The organism is Ruegeria sp. YTSC004, from assembly GCF_059609805.1.
In genome coordinates this window covers 38102-57045 of the sequence record NZ_JBXWMJ010000012.1, presented here as the reverse complement: position 1 = coordinate 57045, position 18944 = coordinate 38102, and the positions used below count along the sequence as shown (strand labels likewise).

Annotated in this window: 19 protein-coding genes; 8 read left to right on the top strand and 11 right to left on the bottom strand. The window is 58.7% G+C overall.

What is annotated here, in order from left to right; all coding sequences use genetic code 11:
• Positions 1 to 2 precede the first annotated feature (2 nt).
• Together AC2FFP_RS18915 and AC2FFP_RS18910 are read right to left on the bottom strand one after the other, a co-directional pair.
• The gene (locus AC2FFP_RS18915; RefSeq protein WP_496738432.1) at positions 3 to 887 is read right to left on the bottom strand and encodes a fatty acid desaturase; all 885 of its coding nucleotides are present in this window, start codon (positions 885 to 887) and stop codon (positions 3 to 5) included.
• Positions 880 to 1083, bottom strand: coding sequence for a DUF2061 domain-containing protein (locus AC2FFP_RS18910; protein ID WP_058278218.1), 204 nt, complete (start codon positions 1081 to 1083; stop codon positions 880 to 882). The genes AC2FFP_RS18915 and AC2FFP_RS18910 overlap by 8 nt, the downstream gene beginning before the upstream one ends.
• Before the next feature lie 105 nt (positions 1084 to 1188).
• Here AC2FFP_RS18910 and AC2FFP_RS18905 point away from each other — a divergent pair, with 105 nt between their 5' ends.
• Positions 1189 to 2052, top strand: coding sequence for a helix-turn-helix domain-containing protein (locus tag AC2FFP_RS18905; protein ID WP_496764538.1), 864 nt, complete (start codon positions 1189 to 1191; stop codon positions 2050 to 2052).
• 94 nt (positions 2053 to 2146) lie between these two features.
• A complete protein-coding gene (locus AC2FFP_RS18900) occupies positions 2147 to 2329 on the top strand; it encodes a hypothetical protein (RefSeq protein WP_496738430.1) in 183 nt (60 codons plus the stop codon).
• Here the strand turns inward: AC2FFP_RS18900 and AC2FFP_RS18895 are convergent.
• From AC2FFP_RS18895 to bcoG, 4 genes are read right to left on the bottom strand one after another with little or no spacing between them, the layout of a single operon-like run.
• A complete protein-coding gene (locus AC2FFP_RS18895) occupies positions 2326 to 3087 on the bottom strand; it encodes an SDR family oxidoreductase (RefSeq protein ID WP_496779152.1) in 762 nt (253 codons plus the stop codon). The genes AC2FFP_RS18900 and AC2FFP_RS18895 overlap by 4 nt on opposite strands.
• Positions 3084 to 4550 carry a carnitine 3-dehydrogenase gene (locus tag AC2FFP_RS18890; protein WP_496764534.1) on the bottom strand — a complete coding sequence of 489 codons (1467 nt, stop codon included), beginning with the start codon at positions 4548 to 4550 and terminating at the stop codon, positions 3084 to 3086. The genes AC2FFP_RS18895 and AC2FFP_RS18890 overlap by 4 nt, the downstream gene beginning before the upstream one ends.
• A gap of 5 nt (positions 4551 to 4555) precedes the next feature.
• Positions 4556 to 4789, bottom strand: a complete 234-nt coding sequence (locus AC2FFP_RS18885; RefSeq protein ID WP_496764531.1) for a hypothetical protein — start codon at positions 4787 to 4789, stop codon at positions 4556 to 4558.
• Positions 4786 to 5697 (bottom strand): 3-dehydrocarnitine:acetyl-CoA trimethylamine transferase BcoG, encoded by a 912-nt coding sequence (gene bcoG, locus AC2FFP_RS18880; protein WP_496764529.1) that lies wholly within the window; start codon positions 5695 to 5697, stop codon positions 4786 to 4788. Before bcoG ends, AC2FFP_RS18885 begins: the two co-directional genes overlap by 4 nt.
• A gap of 133 nt (positions 5698 to 5830) precedes the next feature.
• On the opposite strand from bcoG, the gene AC2FFP_RS18875 reads away from it, so the two are divergent.
• Positions 5831 to 6817 (top strand): GlxA family transcriptional regulator, encoded by a 987-nt coding sequence (locus AC2FFP_RS18875; RefSeq protein ID WP_496781265.1) that lies wholly within the window; start codon positions 5831 to 5833, stop codon positions 6815 to 6817.
• 70 nt (positions 6818 to 6887) lie between these two features.
• Here AC2FFP_RS18875 and AC2FFP_RS18870 read toward each other — a convergent pair whose 3' ends face one another.
• From AC2FFP_RS18870 to AC2FFP_RS18855, 4 genes are all read right to left on the bottom strand, one after another.
• Entirely contained in the window at positions 6888 to 7934 is a 1047-nt protein-coding gene (locus AC2FFP_RS18870) for an aldo/keto reductase (RefSeq protein WP_496781264.1), read from the bottom strand.
• Between the two features lie 271 nt (positions 7935 to 8205).
• Complete coding sequence (locus AC2FFP_RS18865) at positions 8206 to 9417, bottom strand: NADH:flavin oxidoreductase/NADH oxidase family protein (protein WP_496881356.1); 1212 nt, start codon at positions 9415 to 9417, stop codon at positions 8206 to 8208.
• Between the two features lie 154 nt (positions 9418 to 9571).
• Positions 9572 to 10030, bottom strand: coding sequence for a DNA polymerase III subunit chi (locus tag AC2FFP_RS18860; protein ID WP_282118261.1), 459 nt, complete (start codon positions 10028 to 10030; stop codon positions 9572 to 9574).
• A 4-nt stretch (positions 10031 to 10034) separates the two neighbouring features.
• On the bottom strand, positions 10035 to 11501 hold the full coding sequence (locus AC2FFP_RS18855) for a leucyl aminopeptidase (protein WP_496764516.1): 1467 nt from the start codon (positions 11499 to 11501) through the stop codon (positions 10035 to 10037).
• A 240-nt stretch (positions 11502 to 11741) separates the two neighbouring features.
• Between AC2FFP_RS18855 and lptG the strand changes: the two genes are divergently transcribed.
• From lptG to rsmA, 5 genes are all read left to right on the top strand, one after another.
• Positions 11742 to 12842 carry an LPS export ABC transporter permease LptG gene (gene lptG / locus AC2FFP_RS18850; protein WP_496844222.1) on the top strand — a complete coding sequence of 367 codons (1101 nt, stop codon included), beginning with the start codon at positions 11742 to 11744 and terminating at the stop codon, positions 12840 to 12842.
• Positions 12842 to 15004, top strand: coding sequence for an LPS-assembly protein LptD (locus tag AC2FFP_RS18845; RefSeq protein ID WP_496881355.1), 2163 nt, complete (start codon positions 12842 to 12844; stop codon positions 15002 to 15004). Before lptG ends, AC2FFP_RS18845 begins: the two co-directional genes overlap by 1 nt.
• Positions 14995 to 16248: a peptidylprolyl isomerase gene (locus AC2FFP_RS18840; RefSeq protein WP_496723143.1), complete on the top strand. Its 1254-nt coding sequence runs from the start codon at positions 14995 to 14997 to the stop codon at positions 16246 to 16248. The genes AC2FFP_RS18845 and AC2FFP_RS18840 overlap by 10 nt, the downstream gene beginning before the upstream one ends.
• A complete protein-coding gene (gene pdxA, locus AC2FFP_RS18835; protein WP_496723145.1) occupies positions 16245 to 17210 on the top strand; it encodes a 4-hydroxythreonine-4-phosphate dehydrogenase PdxA in 966 nt (321 codons plus the stop codon). The genes AC2FFP_RS18840 and pdxA overlap by 4 nt, the downstream gene beginning before the upstream one ends.
• A gap of 84 nt (positions 17211 to 17294) precedes the next feature.
• Positions 17295 to 18137, top strand: a complete 843-nt coding sequence (gene rsmA, locus AC2FFP_RS18830; RefSeq protein ID WP_113790091.1) for a 16S rRNA (adenine(1518)-N(6)/adenine(1519)-N(6))-dimethyltransferase RsmA — start codon at positions 17295 to 17297, stop codon at positions 18135 to 18137.
• Between the two features lie 59 nt (positions 18138 to 18196).
• Here the strand turns inward: rsmA and AC2FFP_RS18825 are convergent, their stop codons facing one another.
• Positions 18197 to 18793 carry a DUF4167 domain-containing protein gene (locus tag AC2FFP_RS18825; RefSeq protein ID WP_496721647.1) on the bottom strand — a complete coding sequence of 199 codons (597 nt, stop codon included), beginning with the start codon at positions 18791 to 18793 and terminating at the stop codon, positions 18197 to 18199.
• Between the last annotated feature and the right edge of the window lie 151 nt (positions 18794 to 18944).

Genomic DNA, 18944 nt, shown 5'->3' with positions numbered 1-18944 from the left:
AATCAGCCCTTTGGCCAGAGCGGATGCGCCACCGGATCCTTCGCGCGCCAAAGGTACGAGCGGAAGATCTGGCCGTAGGACCGATAGACATAGGCCTCGTTCGTTGACTGATACCGATCTCTTCCAGCCCGATACAGAGCGGGCAATCGGTACCACGGCGCACCGGGATTCATGTGATGTACAACGTGCAGGTTGTTGTTTAGAAACAAGAAAGCCAATAGTCCGCGATCTTCAACTATGACGGTACGCGCACCCGAGTCTTCATGCGCCCTGTGTTCAAGAAACGTCCGGATCTTGACCAAACCCAACCCAATGTAAGCTGACAGAACAAAGGCCCACAGCGGCATTGGCGATTGCGCGACTATCCACAAAACCACAGCGGCTCCGATCAGGTGCAGCCCCCAGGCCAGTAATATGTCTTTGTCTCCGCGTTTAGCGCCGCGCAGCTCATCCCGAATGAAGGTGAATTGACCAATCGCCGGGCCCAGCACCATGCGTCCAAGCAGCGTGTTATTCGCTCTCAGCAGTCGCTTTTGCCAGCCTTTGAGCGTATTCCAAACCTTCGGGTCCAGATAGTTCGACTCAGGGTCGTCATACGGATCAGTCAGGGTCGAATCCCTGTGATGCGCCAGATGCAGATCGCGGAACCGGTTATATGGGATGAACAAAGTCAACGGCAGCGCCAACAATGCCTCGTTCAACCAACGGGTGCGAAAAGGATGTCCATGCAGCGCCTCATGTGTCAGCGATGAGTGCAACGCCGCGACCAATCCCATTGCGGGAATGGCCAGCCAAACCGGGAACATAAAGATCACAGCAAGCCAAGCTGCGTAGCATGCGATTATAAGGGCAAAGGTGCCCCACTCGGGACCTGGCCGCTCAGACATTTCGGCCCCATGTGATGCCTGCCCAGACGCGCTCGTAGATCACGTACATCGTCAGGCCGATGCCCGTGTTCACAATCGCCAACGTCCCGCCAACTGCAGCAGAGCCTGTCGCGATAAGACCCACCAGCGTCATCATGACCAGGCCCATCGCATTCCACACCACAGCCTTCACGACCGATCTTCGTCGCGTTTCCATTCCGTCACCCATATTATTGTTATGTTTAAGAATTACGGATCGTGGCCGAGTTGAAAATTCTGAATATGATTAACAAAACTCATCACTTATGATATAAATCACCATATGACGGATAAATTAGACAAACGAGATCGCGCTGCGCAGTTTCGCCAACGCCTTGCCCGCGCGATGGAAGAACGTGACATCAGCCAAAGCGCGCTTGCCCGGGATATCGGTGTCGACCGATCGACCATATCCCAACTTTTGACTGGCGAAGGTGCGCGCCTGCCGAACGCGCATGTCGTTGGCAGCTGCGCCACAGCGCTTGGTGTTTCGGCTGACTGGCTGCTGAGCTTATCGGATCGGCCAGAAAGCGCTGCAGAGCTACTGGCGCTTTCTCTGAGTATGACCAAGGCGCCCCGCGCGCTGGTCGATGAGCGCATCTTTGAATGGCACAAAGAGGCGGCTGGCTACAAGGTTCGCTATGTGCCCGCCACCCTGCCCGACATGTTGAAAACCCGCGCCGTGCTGGAATGGGAATACGCCCCGCATTTGGGACGCACAGCAGATCAGGCCATCGGCGCGTCGGCAGACAGGCTGACTTGGATGCGCAGTGCGCAATCAGATTATGAAATCGCCATGCCACTGTATGAGATCGACAGCTTTGCCCGCGCGACCGGATACTACGAAGGCCTGTGCCCAAAGATCAGGATGGATCAGATCGACCACTTGTTGGAGCTGAGCGACCAGCTTTATCCCCGCATGCGCATCTATCTGTTTGATGCCAAACGCCTCTATTCTGCGCCGGTCACGATTTTTGGCCCGCTGCTGTGTGTGTTCTACGCGGGCAGTCACTATATGGCCTTTCGGGACCGCGACAGAATCGAAGTTTTTTCCCGTCATTTCGATACGTTGGTGCGAGAAGCGGATGTGACGGCGCGGGACTTCCCCGATCATCTCAGGCAGCTACGATCAACGATTTCCGCCTGATAACGGCCTCATAGATGCGTAAGCGACCAAGGTGTGATATCGTCACTTGGCGCGAACTTTCGAGCGATCCGATCACAGACGGAGGACCATAGGAATGGACGCACTAAAAACCGCTCAATACGCACGGGCGCTTTATTCCGCCCACGGAGATCAGGCCGAGGCCGAGGCCGCGCAGAAGATGCGCGAATGCAAAGACGCCGGGAACATGCAGCAAGCCCGCGACTGGCAGGCAGTTCGCCAGAGCATCCGCCAGATTCGCGGACCCAATCAGGCTTAAACTTTGGGGTCGGGGTTGACGGTGTGCCCATCGACCGCAATCACCTGCCCCGACACCAACCGCGCCGCATCTGATGCAAGGAACACGGCCATATTGGCGATGTCGTGCCCTTCGACGAAGCGACCCATTGAAGTGCCCGAGGCATAACCCTCATAGACCTGATCGCGTGTCATGCCCTTGGCATCGGCCTCGCGCTGCAGGACGCCTTCCATCCGCGGACCCTCAACCGAGCCAGGGCAAATGACATTGCACCGCACTCCGTGTGCGCCCAGCTCCATCGCCAGAGTTTTGGCCAGCCCGATCATCCCCCATTTCGCCGCCGCATAGGGCGCGCGATTGGGATAACCGTATTGTCCCGCAGTCGAAGACGTTATGACCACCGCGCCGCTGCCTTGTCGTTTCAGGATTGGAGACGCGTATTTGGCGCACAAAAAGGCCCCTTCCAGGTTCACCGAAAGACACATGCGCCAATCGTCCAATGCAACGTCTTCAACCAAAGCGGTTGGTCCCGCGATTCCTGCGTTTGCGCACAGGGTATCCAAACCACCCCATTCCGCCTCGATGTCATTGAACAAGGTGGCCACGGCATCCTCATCCGCGACGTTCGCCTCGGACCGCTGCCAATGGGCCGGACAATCAGACAGGGCATTCGGGTCAACATCAGCCACCCAAACCTGCGCACCGGCTGTATCAAAGGCCTCGGCCATGGCGCGGCCAACGCCCGACGCGCCAGCCGTGATCAGAACGCGCCCACTCATGCCGGTTTGCGGATCGCCGCACCCGCACCTTCCGGATAAGGCAAGCTTGCCTGAGCTTCAGCGATCCGGGCCATAGCCGCTTCGATTTCGACAGAAGGTGCGCTCGGGCGACGGGTTTCCAGACTGACATGCAGCAGGAAGCTTTCGCCTGTGGCCAAAAGCTTGTCGCCTTCATACATGGAATGGAACACGTGCAGCTTCTTGCCCTGCCCCAATAGCATCTGCGTGCGCACTTCGATCTTTGCACCTGCGTGGACTTCGTCGATATAACGGATATGGTTTTCTGCGGTGAAGTAACTGCCGCCCGAGGCGATGTAATCCGCATCACACCCCATGATCTCCATGAACCGGTCGGTCGCCGCGGCGAAGGCCTCAAGGTAACGCGCCTCGTTCATGTGACCGTTATAGTCGGTCCAGTCCAACGGCACTGCGCGCGACAAGGTCAGAATTGGCTGGCTCAGATCGGCCTGATCCATCGTCGGAAGTGCGCCCGGTTTCAGCGCCGCGTCATGCTGGTTCAGAACAGTACCGGCCCCATAGTTCTGCGCCTTGAGCGCCCGCATCATACCAACGAGGTTATTGTCGCGGATGCGCTCTAGTTCGCGGATCGAGTGCATGCCCGATTGCGCGTCAGACTGATCCGCGATCATGTCGACCAGCTCATCAGTGAATTCGGGCACATCCATCAGCTTGGTCCAAGGCCATTGCAACGCCGGGCCGAACTGCGCCATGAAGTGCCTCATCCCCGCCTCACCACCGGCTACACGATAGGTTTCGAACAGACCCATCTGTGCCCAGCGAATGCCAAAGCCCATGCGAATTGCATCGTCGATTTCTTCGGTTGTCGCGATACCGTCTTTGACCAGCCACAGCGCCTCGCGCCAGACGGCTTCGAGGAACCGGTCAGCAATATGCGCGTCGATCTCTTTTTTGACATGCAGAGGGAAGAAGCCCACCGATTTCAACAGGTCCTTCGCGCGGTCGACCATTTCGGGCGGGTTCTTGTCGGTCGGCACCAATTCGATCAGCGGCAGCAGATACACCGGGTTGAACGGGTGCGTCACAACAATCTGTTCTGGGCGCAGCGCTCCTTCCTGCAGCTCGGACGGTTTGAACCCGCTGGTTGACGACCCGATGATCGCCTCCGGATCGCAGGCACCCTGCAAGCTTTTGTAAACCTTCAGCTTCAGATCCAGCCGTTCGGGCACGCTTTCCTGAATCCAGGTGGCGCCTTGCACGGCGTCAGTCAGATCGTCGTGGAAGGTAAGTGCCCCCTCAGACGGCAAAAGCACATCACTCAACCCCGGCAGAGACCGGCGCGCATTGTCGAGCACCTCACCAATCTTGCGCTCGGCCTCCGGGTCCGGATCGAACACACGGACATCCCAACCGTTAAGCAAGAACCGCGCGGCCCACCCGCCGCCGATGACACCACCACCGATGATAGCTGCTATTTTTGTCATTAGTTTCACCAATTGTCTGGCAGTTTGATTTCTGCACCATCTATGGGCCAGCCATTCTCATCATAGCCGACGCAAAGTTTGGGGTTTGCGTTTCGGTCTGCGCGATAGTCACCTGCAATGTTCTCGCAAGTCTCGTTCAGGGCGTGAGCGCCATCAAACTCGACATCTGCCGCTTGAATCGTAGATGTCGAGCAAGCTGCCACGGTCACAAAGAGACCTGAAACCAAAACACGACTCACTTAGGCGCTCGTTTGACCAGCCCCAACTTCTCACGCACTTCCTGCGCGCCGATCACCCGCGCACCCATGTTTGAGACGATGGTGTTCGCCCGCTCAACCAACTGCCAGTTTTCGGCCAGAACGCCCTTATCCAGCCACAGGTTGTCTTCAAGCCCAACGCGCACATTACCGCCCGCCAGCACCGAAGCTGACGCGTATGCCATCTGGTTCCGTCCCAGCGCAAATGCGCTGAATGTCCAGTCATCAGGCACGTTGTTCACCATAGCCATGAAGGTATTCAGATCATCGGGTGCACCCCACGGCACGCCCATGCACAGTTGAACCAGTGCCGGGCTGTCCAGAACGCCGTCCTTCACCAGCTGCTTTGCGTACCACAAGTGACCGGTGTCAAAGGCTTCGATCTCGGGCTTCACGCCCAGATGCGTCATCATCCGGCCCATCGCCTGCAGCATACCGGGCGTGTTGGTCATGACATAGTCGGCCTCGGCAAAATTCATGGTGCCGCAATCCAGAGTACAGATTTCGGGCAGGCATTCAGCCACATGTTCGACCCGAGCCGCCGCGCCGATCATGTCCGTGCCATCTTCGTTCAGCGGCAGCGGAGATTCAGTCGGGCCAAAAATCATGTCGCCGCCCATCCCGGCGGTGAGGTTCAGCACAACGTCGACCTCGGCTTCACGAATGCGATCAGTCACCTCGCGGTACAGATCCAAACGACGGCTGGGTGCACCGGTTTCCGGATCACGCACGTGGCAATGCACGATGGCCGCGCCTGCCTTGGCCGCGGCGATCGCACTTTCGGCAATCTGCTTGGGCGAACGCGGCACATGCGGGCTGCGATCCTGTGTTCCGCCCGAGCCGGTGACAGCGCAGGTGATGAAGACTTCGCGGTTCATTTCCAGTGGCATGGTGTTTTCCCCAACTTATACCCGGTTTTGACCTAAGTTATCCTCAGGCTTCTCCCCGGATTCCGATTTGCGTTCATCCCCGACTCTGGCGCAGCTTTATGGAAACAACTTGCCAGAATGCGAATCGAACTTGATGAAATCCGCAAAAAACATATTGCAGCCCGAACATCGCGCCCTAAAAACGGCCGTGCTGGTTCTGGACGAATGCAACACGCTCAGCTTTGCCTCGGCCGTTGATCCCATGCGCGCCGCCAACCGTCTGGCGGACCGCCCGGCATTTGACTGGGACTATGTGACTGCCACGGCGGAACCGGCGATGCTGACCAGCGCCCTAAATGTTCCAGGCACACCGTTGGCTCGGTTGCAGGGCTGCGACCTGATGATTGTCATCGCGGGATTTCAACTGGCCCGTCACGCCACACCCAGCCTGCTCGCCGGATTGCGCCGCATTGCCGGTACCGGAGCCACCATGGCTGGCATCGACGGCGGCCCTTGGCTACTGGCCGAAGCCGGCCTGCTGAACGGCCACTCCGCCACAACGCACTGGGAGGATCTGGACAATTTCGCGAACCGCTTCCCCGAAGTTGATGTTCGCCCTGACCGATTTACTGTATCCGGCAACCGGCTGACTTCAGGCGGCGCGATCCCCGCAGTCGAGATGATGCTACACATCATCGCCGCGCGCCACGGCGCAGGTTTTGCCGCCCGCGTGTCCGGCCTGTTCCTATACGAGGGCGCACCCGAACCGTCCAAGCCACAAAGCCGTACAGGCGCGCCGCATCGTCATACGGCTCTGACAGCAAAGGCGAACTCGTTGATGGAGACTTCGCTCGAGGACCCGCTACCGTTGGCCGTCATTGCCGACTCTCTGGGCACCAGCCCTCGTACTCTGCAACAACAGTTCCGTCTGCGCCTGAACACAACGCCACAGGATCACTATCTGCAACTGCGCCTGGCCGAAGCGCGGCGTCTGGTAACCGATACGGATATGCCATTGATGGACGTGGCACTCGCCACAGGCTTTGCCTCACAATCCAGCTTTGCCCGTGCTTTCCGCACCGCGCACGGCCTGTCGGCCAGAGACCTCCGTCAGGACCGGATCCAGCCCACACATCACTGACCGGATCCGCTTCATCTGGCTAAAAATTTCCCGGGGGAGTCGCGCAAAGCGCAGCGGATGCAGAGCCCCCTTAGAACGGCATCGGATGCGCGCGATGCGCGGCACTGATATCCGCCAGGACATCATCCGCCAACACCACCTCCGTGCCCCCCAGAATATGGGCCAACTGCGCAACCGTGGTCGCTCCGAAAATGGCAGACATCATGAACGGGCGCGTTTGGCACCATGCCAGCGCCATATGTACCGGATCCAGGCCATGCCGCTGCGCGATCTTCAGATAGGCATCTACGGCCCCAAAAACACGCTCGTACTTACGCCCACCCATGGTCGGAACAAGATCCATGCGCGAGCCCTTAGGCACCGCTCCGCCCTGATACTTGCCCGTCAGAAACCCTGCCGCCAACGGAGAAAACGCCATCAGGCCGACATCTTCGTGCACGCTTAGCTCGGCCATATCGGTGTCGAAGTGGCGGCACAGCAGAGAATACTCATTCTGGACCGAAGCGACCCGTGGCGCGCCCGTCTGTTCGGCCAGCCGCAGCCATTGCGCGGTGCCCCATGCGCTTTCATTCGACAGGCCGAACGCGCGGATATTGCCCTTATCGACTTGCTGTTGCAGAGCGACAAGGCACTCCTCCATATTCTCCAGTACGTCATTGGTGTTGTGACCAGACGGCGCATAGGTCCAGTTCTGCCGAAACATGTAACTGCCGCGATTGGGCCAGTGAAACTGATACAGATCGATGCAATCCGTCTGCAATCGACGCAGAGACCCCTCGATCGCTTCGGGAATCGTTTGCGCAGAAATTGGTGCCCCGTCGCGGGCATGCGCGAAACCTGCACCGGAGTGTTTGGTCGCCAGAATATACTCCGCCCGCCGCGCGGGGTTCACCGCGTTCCAGTTGCCCAGGATTTCTTCGGTCCGCCCCACGGTCTCTTTCAAGACCGGGTTCACCGGGTACATCTCAGCCGCGTCAACGAAATTGATCCCAGCCTCCAGCGCCATGTCGATCTGGGTGTGTGCATCCGCTTCAGAGGTCTGCGTCCCAAACGTCATGGTGCCAAGGCACAGATCCGTCACTTCAATACCAGTGCGCCCCAATGGGTTCTTTTTCATCTCAAAATCCTTCTGCTCACAACGCCGCGCACCCTAAAGCAGAGAACCGTCAGAGCAAGGGTGCAGGCGATCAATTCCGGTGCAACAAGGGGTTGGGCTTATTCAAACCTCTCTGCAGAAAGCGGAATAAAGCCAAACGCAGCACACGGCGTTTCTGCCCCCTGTGATACGGGTATCCATGCCGATTCCAGCGAATGCGCTTTCCTTTCAAAGTTTTGGTCCGCCATGCGGACCAATGCTTCCGGTCACTGCAGCTGCGCCAATGCCGGCTTTAGGTTGCTCGTGAGATTCCGCTGAAATGAGAGTTCCAAACCTCTCGTCGAATCTCATCTCTGGCCTCGTATGCCGCTATTGCTTCGTCTAGATCATCTGGTTCAAGCGCGTCCTCACCTCTGGCAATCCGCGTGACTTGCATCGTGTACCATGCAGTCACACCGCCTTCCGGTGGGTTTTTGAAACGCGGGAATTGCGGCTCGTCGCGTTGATCGGAAAGCCAAAATGATGGCAATTCTGGATCAACGACCAATGCGCGGGCCAATCCAACGAGATCGGCTTTGCCCTCTGCAATGGCGCTTTTGGCCTGTGCAAGCGTCTTGAAACCGCCCGTCACCATAAGGGGAATGTTCGTTTTCGCACGCGCACGTTCAGCAAAATCAAGAAAATAGGCGCCGGAACCCGCACGATCTGATGATGACGCAGCACCCGGAAAATATGTGCCACCGCTGACATCAATCAGATCAATTGTTGTTTTGTCTAATGCCGCAATGACCTCAAGGGATTCATCTTCAGCAAAGCCGCCTTCAAGTTGATCTGTCGCGTTCAACTTGATGCCCACAGGGAAATCCGGGCCAACGGCATCGCGCACGGCGCTGATCACTTCCAGCAGCAGTCTCATCCGGTTTTGCAAAGAACCGCCATAGGCATCTTCGCGTTTGTTGAATAGCGGAGACAGAAACTGGTTGAGCAAGAATCCATGGGCCGCATGCAACTCAACGCCACCGAACCCAAGCCGCTTGGCAAGGTTTGCCGTGCGTGCAAATTCGGCCGGCAGCGCGCGGATCTCATCCAAGGACAGCGCGCCGCATTTCAGACCGGGCAATTCAAATCTACTCGGCCCCTTCGGCGAGCTGATCGGAGCATCCGCCATCGCACCTGCATGTCCAAGTTGCGGCCACAAATGAGCGTCGTTGGTTGCCCCTGCCTGTGCAAGTTTTCTTAGAAATGCGAAATCGGATTGATCGTTCAAAACCAAATTGCCGGGCTTCTCTGCGAAATGAGGTGTGCCTTGCACTTCGCCGATGATCGACAGGGCGAGGCCGCCAGTTGCCCAACGCTCATAGAGCTTGATTTGATCATCACTTGGATTGCCTTTGCCGTCACCAAGCGAGTCAGACATCGCCGATTTAGCAATTCGGTTTTTAAGAGTTACGCCGCAGGGAAGAATTAGCGGCTGGTGCAAGAGAGACTGGGTTATATTGGACATTTGGTTCCTCAAACTTTTGCCTTAACAATAGAAAGCAGTCATTTTTGCCTTGCACCGCATTCGGCAATTTGGGCTTCAATCCGGTCATTGAGGCATTTCTGATCGCACATCTTTGCGCGATGACCACCACGCCTTCCGGAAATCGGCTCGGGCTCTAAGCCTCAGCTTTCTTTTCCCAGCGCCCGGATTCTTCGGACCAGTATTGGGCGGAACATCCCGCACCGGTCAAAGCCTTCCACTGCCCGCGCGCGTGTTGAACGGCCTCTGCGTCATTGCCATCGAACAGGATACATACGCGGTCCAGTTTCTTGATCTCATCGGGGTCGACCGCCGCGCCATCTACCGCCATGACACAAGACGGGTCATTGGCAGCCTGCGCCTCAGTCGTCAGCAGGATCGGCTGCGCGGCATCGTGCGGACCGCCTGCGCGGCCATGTGGCAGGAACCCTTCCTCGGGCCCCTGCCACAGCTTTTCGTCCAGCCAGTCCATCCGCGCGGGATCGCTGCCTCGCACGGCAATCTTCCACCCGGCCTGCCGTGCCTTGTCCAGCAGCACCGGCAAGGTATGCTCCAACGGCTGGCGGGTCAGGTGATAGAAATAGACGGCCCCCATCGGCTTACTCGAAATTGTCCTGAACGAAACGGCTCAACGCGCGTACGCCCCAGCCGGTTGCGCCCTTCGGGGCGTAGGATGTCTCGGACGAGACCGAAGCCACACCGGCGATATCCAGGTGAATCCACGGCATGTCTTCCTTGACGAACCGCTGCAGGAACTGCGCCGCAGTGATCGAACCCGCCGGGCGTCCGCCCACGTTCTTCATATCGGCAATGCGCGACTTCAGCTGCTTGTCATAGGCTTCGCCCAACGGCATGCGCCATGCGCCTTCATCCTCGGCCCCCGCCGCCTTCAAGAAGGCATTGCAGAACGTGTCATTGTTCGAGAAGACACCCGCATTCTCATGCCCCAGTCCGATGATGACCGCTCCGGTCAGGGTGGCCAGATCGACCATTCCCACAGGCTTAAACCGCTCTTGCGCGTACCACATCACGTCGCACAGAACCAAACGGCCCTCGGCATCGGTGTTGATGATCTCGACCGTGTCGCCCTTCATGGATTTGACCACATCGCCCGGACGGGTGGCGTTGCCTGAAGGCATGTTCTCAACCAATCCGACCAGACCGACCACATTGGCCTTGGCCTTGCGTTTGGCCAGCGCGCGCATGGTGCCTGCCACTACGCCAGCGCCGCCCATGTCCATGGTCATATCTTCCATGCCACCCGCAGGTTTCAGCGAAATACCACCGGTGTCGAACACCACGCCCTTCCCGACCAATGCCAGCGGCGCGTCATCTTTGTCGCCGCCATTCCATTGCATCACCACAACCTTCGAAGGGCTGTCCGACCCCTGCCCGACGCTTAGCAGCGTACGCATGCCCAGCTCGGCCAGTTTGTCTTCTTCCAGCACTTCGACCTCAAGCCCCAGTGCCTTCATCTCGTCCAGACGGTCGGCGAATTCCGCGGTGGTCAGGATATTCGCAGGCTCATTGGTCAAATCGCGGGTCATGCGGACACCGTCGGCAACCGCGTAGAGCGGTGCAAACGCAGCCTCGATCTCATCCGCCTTCTGGTGGGTTATGATGACTGAACCGGCCTCATCAGATTCCTTAGTCTTGTGCGCATCAAAATCATAGCTGCGCAGCGCGATGCCCATGGCCAGATCCTCGGCCTTGACCTGATTGCCTGACATCACCAGCAAGTCCTTGCTGCCCGCCAGCTTGGCCAGCACAGCACCTGCCTTGCGGGCCTCGGCGGGTTCGGGGCGGCGCGGCAGAACCAGAACGTCCAGCGCCTCGGCTGCCATGCCGGATGGCCACGCCATCGAGATCACGTCACCGGTTTTCACTTTTTCGAACCGCTCGCTTTCGACCAACCGTGCCACAGCCCCGCGGGTCAGACGGTTGGCGCGGCGGGCGGCAGGGTTCATTTTGCCGTCGGACGGGATGATAATGGCCACGCGCCCTTCGGCCTGCGCCATCGCATCCATGTCGGGGTCCTGGAAACGGATCGGTACAAGACTGCTCATTGCGAACTCCTCAAAATCAGTTCCCCAAGACCTAGCCCGCGCCGCGCGGCTTGACCAGATAGCAGTTTTCCCCGGCCCGCATTTGGATTACAGTCCCGGAAAAAATCCGACAGGCTCGGGGGAGAAGGTTTTGGCAAGACAGAGCAGGCATAGGCCGTCACGCACAATTGCGTGCAGCGGTGATTCTAGTCTGCACCCGACCACGGGCTGTTTGCGCGTCATTTCGGCAGGAGTTCCTTCGTGATCCTCGACCGCTACTTCGCCCGCCGATTCATTCAGAGTTTCCTGGTCATCGGCAGCATTTTCCTGACGCTGATGATTCTGATCGACCTGATCGAACAGGTGCGCCGCTTTGACGATGCAAACCTGTCCTTTGGTCAGCTGTTGCAATTGACGTTGCTGAATACGCCTGCCGCGATCAGCGAAATGCTGCCGCTGCTGGTCATCCTGTCCACGATCGCGTTGTTTATCGGTCTGGCCCGCAGTTCGGAACTGGTTGTGACCCGCGCCACCGGCCGATCAGGCATCCGCGCCCTGTTAGCCCCTGTGGTGATAGCTCTGATGATCGGCGCACTGGCGGTTGGCATGCTGAATCCCATCGCAGCCGCCACGTCGGAAGAGTACAAACAGCTTGCCGAATCCTACAAAAACAACGGCGGATCAACTCTGTCGATCAGTGCAGATGGTCTTTGGTTGCGGCAGGGATCGGCCATTGGCCAATCCGTGATCCACGCCCAGGATACATCCAACGGCGACAAGTTCACCCTTAATCAGGTAACGATCATTACCTTCGCCCCGGACGGCACACCGACGCAGCAGATCGTGGCCGACCAGGCGGATCTGGAGAACGGTACGTGGGTCCTGACCAATGCCAAGATCTGGGCGCTGGAAGGCGGTGTGAATCCAGAAACCCACGCCACTGAACACGCGCGGCTTGAGGTTCCCACATCGCTGACACGCCAACGGATTCTGGACACGCTTGGCGATCAGGATTCCGTCTCGGTCTATGACCTGCCGGAACTGATCCGTGACCTGCGCGAAGCCGGGTTTTCGACCAAGCAATATGAGGTCTGGTTGCAGGTCCAACTGGCCCGTCCCTTGTTTCTTATGTCGATGGTTCTGATCGGCGCGGCCTTCACCATGCGCCACGTGCGATTTGGCGGCACCGGTATCGCGGTTCTGACCGCCGTCCTGCTGGGCTTTGGCATCTACTTTATTCGCAACTTTGCCCAAATTCTGGGGGAAAACGGTCAATTGCCTATCTTAGTCGCGGCCTGGGCCCCGCCCTTTGCAGCCATTCTTCTGTCCCTCGGCCTTTTGCTGCATGCGGAGGACGGCTGATGCGGCTTATTGCCAGTTTGTTGCTGTCCGGTGCGGTCGCACTGAACATGCCAGCGGGCGCATTCGCGCAGTCTCAACCCGCTGCCAACGCTGCACAGGGTACCACGCAAGAGGATCACCCTGCCCTGCTGGTGGCTGACCGGATCTTTATCACGCCCGAACGCAATCTGGTGGCCGAAGGGAATGTTGTAGCCTTTCAGGGCGACATCAAGGTCACTGCCAAGCGCATCACCTATGACCGCGAAACCGGCAATCTGTCGCTGGAAGGCCCGGTGCGCATTGATCAGGGTGGCGCAACCACGTTGCTGGCCGATTCCGCCGAACTGGATGACGGAATCATGAACGGTCTGCTGATCGGAGCCCGCATGGTGTTCGATCAGCAGGTTCAGATCGCCTCGGTCCAGGCTGCGCGCGCGGGGGGGCGTTACACACAGTTCAGCAAGGTCTCGGCCACGTCCTGCCACGTCTGCGCCAATGGTAAACCGCCGCTTTGGCAAATCCGCGCCCGCAAGGTCACGCATGACCAGTTGGAACGCCAATTGTATTTCGAAGGGGCACAGTTCCGGATACTGGATTTCCCGGTTTTCTACTTCCCCTATCTGCGCCTGCCCGACCCGACGCTGGACCGCGCGACGGGCTTTCTTGTTCCGTCGATTCGCACCACATCGCAGTTGGGAACCGGCGTGCAGGTGCCGTATTTCTTTAAGCTTGGCGACCACAGGGACCTGACGCTGACCCCCTATATCTCGGGGAAAACTAGAACACTGGGCTATCGCTATCGCCAGGCATTCAAACGCGGCCGGATTGAGCTGAACGGTGCTTTCACCCGCGACGACCTGCAAAAAAATGAGGATCGGGGCTATCTATTTGCCAACGGTTATTTCTTCCTGAACAACGACTTCCGCCTTTTGTTTGATGTGAAGACGACCTCGGATAACGCGTATCTCGCTGACTATGGTCTGCCTGATTTTGACCGGTTGCGCAGCGAAATCGCGCTTGAGCGGATCAAACGCGATACCGCCTTCCGCACCAGTTTCATCCATTACAAATCCCTGCGAGACAGTGAAAATGAGGAAGTGATCCCATCTCGGATCTTCGACCTGTATTTCCAGAAACGTTACTTCCCAACCTCTGTCGGCGGCGAAGTACGCTTGGGCTTTGTGGCCCACAATCACACACGCACCAGCGATCAGGACATCGTTGGCCGCGATGTCGCGCGCGCCACATTCGATGCGGATTGGATGCGCAGCTGGATTTTCGCATCGGGCCTCAGGGCTGATGCCCGGTTCGGGACATCGGTGGATATCTTTGACATCCGAGATGACAGCCAGTTTCCTGACCAGGTGACCCGCGCGGCCCCCCGCGCTGCACTCACCTTGCGTTACCCGATGACCCGGCGGGAAAAGTCAGGCGCCACTCAGGTGCTTGAACCCATCGCGCAAGTCGGTTGGACGAACGTGACAGATCAGGACGTTCCCAATGACGAAAGCACGTTTCAGGAATTCGACCAGGGGAACTTGTTGTCCCTGTCTCGCTTTCCGGCCCCGGATCGTCGCGAAGACGGCGCGACGGCGGTGTTTGGGGTCAACTGGGCGCGCTATGCCGCAAATGGCTGGCGCGCGCTTGCCACTGTCGGACAGGTCTTCCGCTCGACCGCTGACCCCAACTTCAACCTAACGTCGGGCCTACAGGGCACCGCCTCCGACGTGTTGTTGGCCGGTCAGTTGCAAACCGCCAATGGCTGGTCTTTGGCGGGTCGCGGCCTGTTGAATGGTGATTTCAGCTTTGCCAAGGCCGAGGTGCGCGCAGGCTGGAACAAGCCAAATGTCGGCCTAACCGGCAGTTATGTGTGGCAGGAAAAGGATCCGGCAGAAAATGCGAATGACGAGATATCCGAAATCTGGATGAATGGCCGCTACCTTGTTGACCAGAACTGGTTGACGCAGGCCTATGCGCGCTATGACCTCAGCGAATCCGAACCGATCCGTTATGGGCTGGGCGTTACCTACCAGAATGAGTGTGTAAAAGTTAACATGACCGTTAGCAGGCGATTTACCTCATCATCAAGTATTGAGCCTTCGACAGAATTCGGGTTTACCGTAGCCCTGACAGGTTACTCCGTTGAGGGTGGCGGCCAACAGTACAAGAGAAGATGCAGTTGATTTCAGGTTTCTCGCGATTCATTCGTTCCGGTTGGCTAAAACCGGTTGCACCGGCACTGGCTGCCGCTTTGCTGGCCCTGTCCACTGGTCACAGCCAGGCTCAGAGCCTGTTTTCACCTGCGATCAAGGTGAATCAGGACATTGTCACCTGGTACGAACTTCAGCAACGCCAGCAATTCCTGACCGTTCTGGGTGCCCCTGGCGCAACCGAGGACGAAGTCCGCGACGCGTTGATCGACGAACGACTGCGCAAGCAGGCCATGCGCGACGCAGGAATCGAGGTTGCACCAGAAGACATTCAGGTGGGCATTGATGAATTTGCAGCCCGTGGTCGCCTTTCGACCGACGAATTCCTGCAATTGCTGGGCGAAGCCGGCGTTTCCCCCGAAACCGTACGGGATTTCGTCGCTGATCAGCTTTCGTGGCGCGATTACGTCAGTTCGCGCTTTCTGTCCCAAGCCAGGCCGAGCGACGACGAGATTAACCGGGCTTTAGGACAGGCCGGGAGCGGCGGGCTTCAGGTTCTGTTGTCGGAAATAATCATTCCGGTCACTCCGCAGACCCTTGCACAAGCCGAATTGCTGGCCGAAGAGATTGCTCAGGTTGAAGGTTTCGATGCGTTTTCTTCTGCTGCCACGCAGTATTCAGCTGCTGGCACACGCGATGACGGCGGGCGTTTGGAATGGCTGAACCTGACCGACTTGCCCCCTGCCCTGCAACCTGTGATTCTGGGTCTCAAATCAGGCGACATCACGCAGCCTTTGTCGTTGCCCAATGCCATCGCCCTGTTCCAGCTGCGCGGCTTGCGCGAAGTCAGCACCAGCGCGCCGCGATACTCCAAGATCGACTACGCAATTTACAACATGGCCGGCGGTCGTAGTGCCGAAACTCTGGCCAGCGCTGCCCAGCTGCGCGAACAGATCGATACCTGCGACGACCTCTATGGCATCGCCAAGGATCAACCTGCCGCTGTACTGCAACGTGTCGAAGCCAGCCCCTCCGAGATCCCGCGCGACGTAGCGCTTGAGCTGTCCAAGCTGGACCTGAACGAAGTTTCGACGACGCTGACGGGGAACAATGGCCAGACTCTGAAGTTCCTGATGCTGTGCACACGCACATTGGACCGGGGCGAAGACACCACGCGCGTGGATGTGGCCAACGCCCTGACGCAACAGCGTCTGCAGGCCTTTGCCGAAAGTCTGGTTGAACAGCTCCGCGCCGACGCGACGATTATCGAGCAATGACCGCGCCCATCGCGCTAAGCTGTGGCGATCCTGCTGGCGTTGGACCTGAAATCGCCGCCAAGGCATGGTCTGAACTGCGCGCGAGCTGCCCGTTTTTCTATATCGGGGATGCGGCACATCTGCCCGCAGGCACGCCCACGCAGCGGATCAGCGATCCGGCGCAGGCCAATGAAATCAGCGCCAGTGCCCTGCCTGTTCTGCAATTGAGCTTTCCCGCCACAAACACAGCAGGCCAACCAGATCCGTCCAATGCGCCCAGTGTGATCGACGCCATCGAAACCGGTGTTTCTCTGGTGCAATCCGGCGCGGCGTCGGCGCTGTGCACTGCACCGATCCACAAAAAAGCCCTGATCGACGGGGCCGGGTTCGCCTATCCCGGCCATACCGAATTTCTCGCCGCTCTAGCCGGGCGCAAGCGTGTCGTTATGATGCTCGCCAGCGATCAGCTTCGCGTGGTGCCCGCAACGATCCACATCCCGCTGTCGCGCGTCCCGTCTGAGCTTACCCCCGATCTGCTGCGCGAAACCATCGCCATTACCGCTGAAGGCCTGCGCAGACAGTTTGGTATCCCCCATCCCCACATCGCCATTGCAGGCCTCAACCCGCATGCGGGCGAAGGCGGTAAAATGGGGCATGAAGAACTGGACTGGATCGCCCCTCTGATATCTGATTTGCCGGGCGATACCTGCACGGTTACCGGCCCACACCCGGCGGACACGATGTTCCACGCCGCCGCCCGCGCCCGATATGACGCCGCAATTGCCATGTATCACGATCAGGCACTGATCCCGATCAAGACACTCGACTTCGACCGTGGCGTGAACGTGACCCTCGGCCTGCCCTTCATTCGCACCTCGCCCGATCACGGCACCGCATTGGATATCGCCGGACAGGGCATAGCAAACCCCACCAGTCTGATCGAGGCACTGAAACTGGCCCAACGGATGGCACAAAGCGCTTGATCCTTCACCTGGCTGAAAATATCCCCGCCGGAGGCAAAAAATCACTGGCGTTCCCCCCCGGACACGCGCCACGGTAATCGGATCATGAGTTCAATCGACACCCTTCCCCCTCTGCGCGAGGTTATCGCGACACATCAACTCTCGGCGCGTAAATCGCTGGGGCAGAACTTTCTACTGGACCTCAACCTGACAGCCAAGATCGCGCGGCAGGCAGGGGATCTGACGGAATGCGACGTGCTGGAAATCGGCCCCGGCCCCGGTGGTCTGACCCGCGGTCTGTTGTCCGAAGGTGCGCGCAAGGTCGTCGCGGTCGAAAAAGACACCCGCTGTATCGCTGCCCTGAACGACATCGCTGCTGCTTACCCGGGTCGTCTTGAGGTCATCAACGGCGACGCACTGGAAATCGACCCGCTGGCGCATCTGACCCCACCTATCCGCATTGCCGCAAACCTGCCGTATAACGTTGGCACCGAATTACTGGTGCGCTGGCTGACCCCACCCGAATGGCCGCCGTTCTGGCAAAGTCTGACGCTGATGTTCCAACGCGAAGTCGCCGAACGCATCGTTGCCCAACCCGGGGGCAAAGCCTATGGCCGACTTGCGATCCTTGCCCAATGGCGGGCCGAGGCGCGCATCGCTATGTCCCTGCCGCCCGGGGCTTTTACGCCTCCGCCAAAGGTCTCAAGCGCTGTTGTGCATCTAACGGCCCTGCCCGAACCGCGCTACCCGGCAGATGCCCGGGTTTTGTCGCGCGTCGTGGCCGCAGCCTTCAACCAGCGCCGCAAGATGCTGCGCGCATCGCTAAAAGGCGTGGCGCCGGATATCGAGGACCGCCTGCTCGCGGCTGGTATCCAACCCACAGAGCGCGCCGAACAAGTCCCGCTCGAAGCATTCTGCGCGCTGGCCCGAGAAGTTCAAAAAAGCTAATGCGCAAAGAAAAAGCCCCGGAGTGAACTCCGGAGCTTTTTTGAATTCTATGGCGGAAATTACTCAGCCGCTTCCGGTGCATCACCGTTGCTTGTCGGCGCGTCCTCTGCCCCCTCTGGCGCAGGCTTTGGCTTACGCGTACGCGGGCGACGCGGAGCTTTTTCTTTTTTCGCCGGTGCTTCGGCCGCCGCAGCAGCTGCAGCATCCTTGCTCTCCGGGGTCTCAACCAAACCGGATTCCGGGGTGGCTGCCTCGGGTGTGAAATCCATCACGTCCGGTTGCGGCGCTTCGGCCGGGTCTGACTGACGGGCGGCAGCTTCGCGCTCCTGGCGCTCGGCGCGTTCGCGATCCCGCTCGGCTTGACGCTCGCGGTTCTGGCGGTCTTGCTCTTCGCGGCGCGCTTCCATTTCGCGCTGTGCCTCACTCAGCAGGCGCAGATAGTGTTCTGCGTGCTGCTGAAAGTTCTCAGCGGCCACACGGTCATTGGACAGTTGGGCGTCGCGCGCCAACTGATTATATTTGTCGATAATCTGCTGGGGCGTACCGCGCACCTTGCCTTCGGGACCCGAGCTGTCAAAAACCCGGTTTACGACATTGCCCCCAGAAGGACGGTTGCGGTTATTCTTGACCCGAGAGCGGGATTTGGAAGATCTCATTTACTTTACGTCAGCCTTGTCATTCGCTGTCGATCGTCTCGCATCCTGCACTGCTCAAAAGCTTAGCTGTGACGCGATGTCGACTATTTTGGGCTTGGCGTCCGGGGCCCGCTGAACCAGCGTCAGCCCTCCGACTGGAGTTGAGTAAACA

Excerpts from the sequence above, each read along its gene's own strand:
- AC2FFP_RS18915 (WP_496738432.1), bottom strand. The coding sequence starts at position 887 with ATGTCTGAGCGGCCAGGTCCCGAGTGGGGCACCTTTGCCCTTATAATC.
- AC2FFP_RS18910 (WP_058278218.1), bottom strand. The coding sequence starts at position 1,083 with ATGGAAACGCGACGAAGATCGGTCGTGAAGGCTGTGGTGTGGAATGCG.
- AC2FFP_RS18905 (WP_496764538.1), top strand. The coding sequence starts at position 1,189 with ATGACGGATAAATTAGACAAACGAGATCGCGCTGCGCAGTTTCGCCAA.
- AC2FFP_RS18900 (WP_496738430.1), top strand. The coding sequence starts at position 2,147 with ATGGACGCACTAAAAACCGCTCAATACGCACGGGCGCTTTATTCCGCC.
- AC2FFP_RS18895 (WP_496779152.1), bottom strand. The coding sequence starts at position 3,087 with ATGAGTGGGCGCGTTCTGATCACGGCTGGCGCGTCGGGCGTTGGCCGC.
- AC2FFP_RS18890 (WP_496764534.1), bottom strand. The coding sequence starts at position 4,550 with ATGACAAAAATAGCAGCTATCATCGGTGGTGGTGTCATCGGCGGCGGG.
- bcoG (WP_496764529.1), bottom strand. The coding sequence starts at position 5,697 with ATGCCACTGGAAATGAACCGCGAAGTCTTCATCACCTGCGCTGTCACC.
- AC2FFP_RS18875 (WP_496781265.1), top strand. The coding sequence starts at position 5,831 with ATGAAATCCGCAAAAAACATATTGCAGCCCGAACATCGCGCCCTAAAA.
- AC2FFP_RS18870 (WP_496781264.1), bottom strand. The coding sequence starts at position 7,934 with ATGAAAAAGAACCCATTGGGGCGCACTGGTATTGAAGTGACGGATCTG.
- AC2FFP_RS18865 (WP_496881356.1), bottom strand. The coding sequence starts at position 9,417 with ATGTCCAATATAACCCAGTCTCTCTTGCACCAGCCGCTAATTCTTCCC.
- AC2FFP_RS18860 (WP_282118261.1), bottom strand. The coding sequence starts at position 10,030 with ATGGGGGCCGTCTATTTCTATCACCTGACCCGCCAGCCGTTGGAGCAT.
- AC2FFP_RS18855 (WP_496764516.1), bottom strand. The coding sequence starts at position 11,501 with ATGAGCAGTCTTGTACCGATCCGTTTCCAGGACCCCGACATGGATGCG.
- AC2FFP_RS18845 (WP_496881355.1), top strand. The coding sequence starts at position 12,842 with ATGCGGCTTATTGCCAGTTTGTTGCTGTCCGGTGCGGTCGCACTGAAC.
- AC2FFP_RS18840 (WP_496723143.1), top strand. The coding sequence starts at position 14,995 with ATGCAGTTGATTTCAGGTTTCTCGCGATTCATTCGTTCCGGTTGGCTA.
- pdxA (WP_496723145.1), top strand. The coding sequence starts at position 16,245 with ATGACCGCGCCCATCGCGCTAAGCTGTGGCGATCCTGCTGGCGTTGGA.
- rsmA (WP_113790091.1), top strand. The coding sequence starts at position 17,295 with ATGAGTTCAATCGACACCCTTCCCCCTCTGCGCGAGGTTATCGCGACA.
- AC2FFP_RS18825 (WP_496721647.1), bottom strand. The coding sequence starts at position 18,793 with ATGAGATCTTCCAAATCCCGCTCTCGGGTCAAGAATAACCGCAACCGT.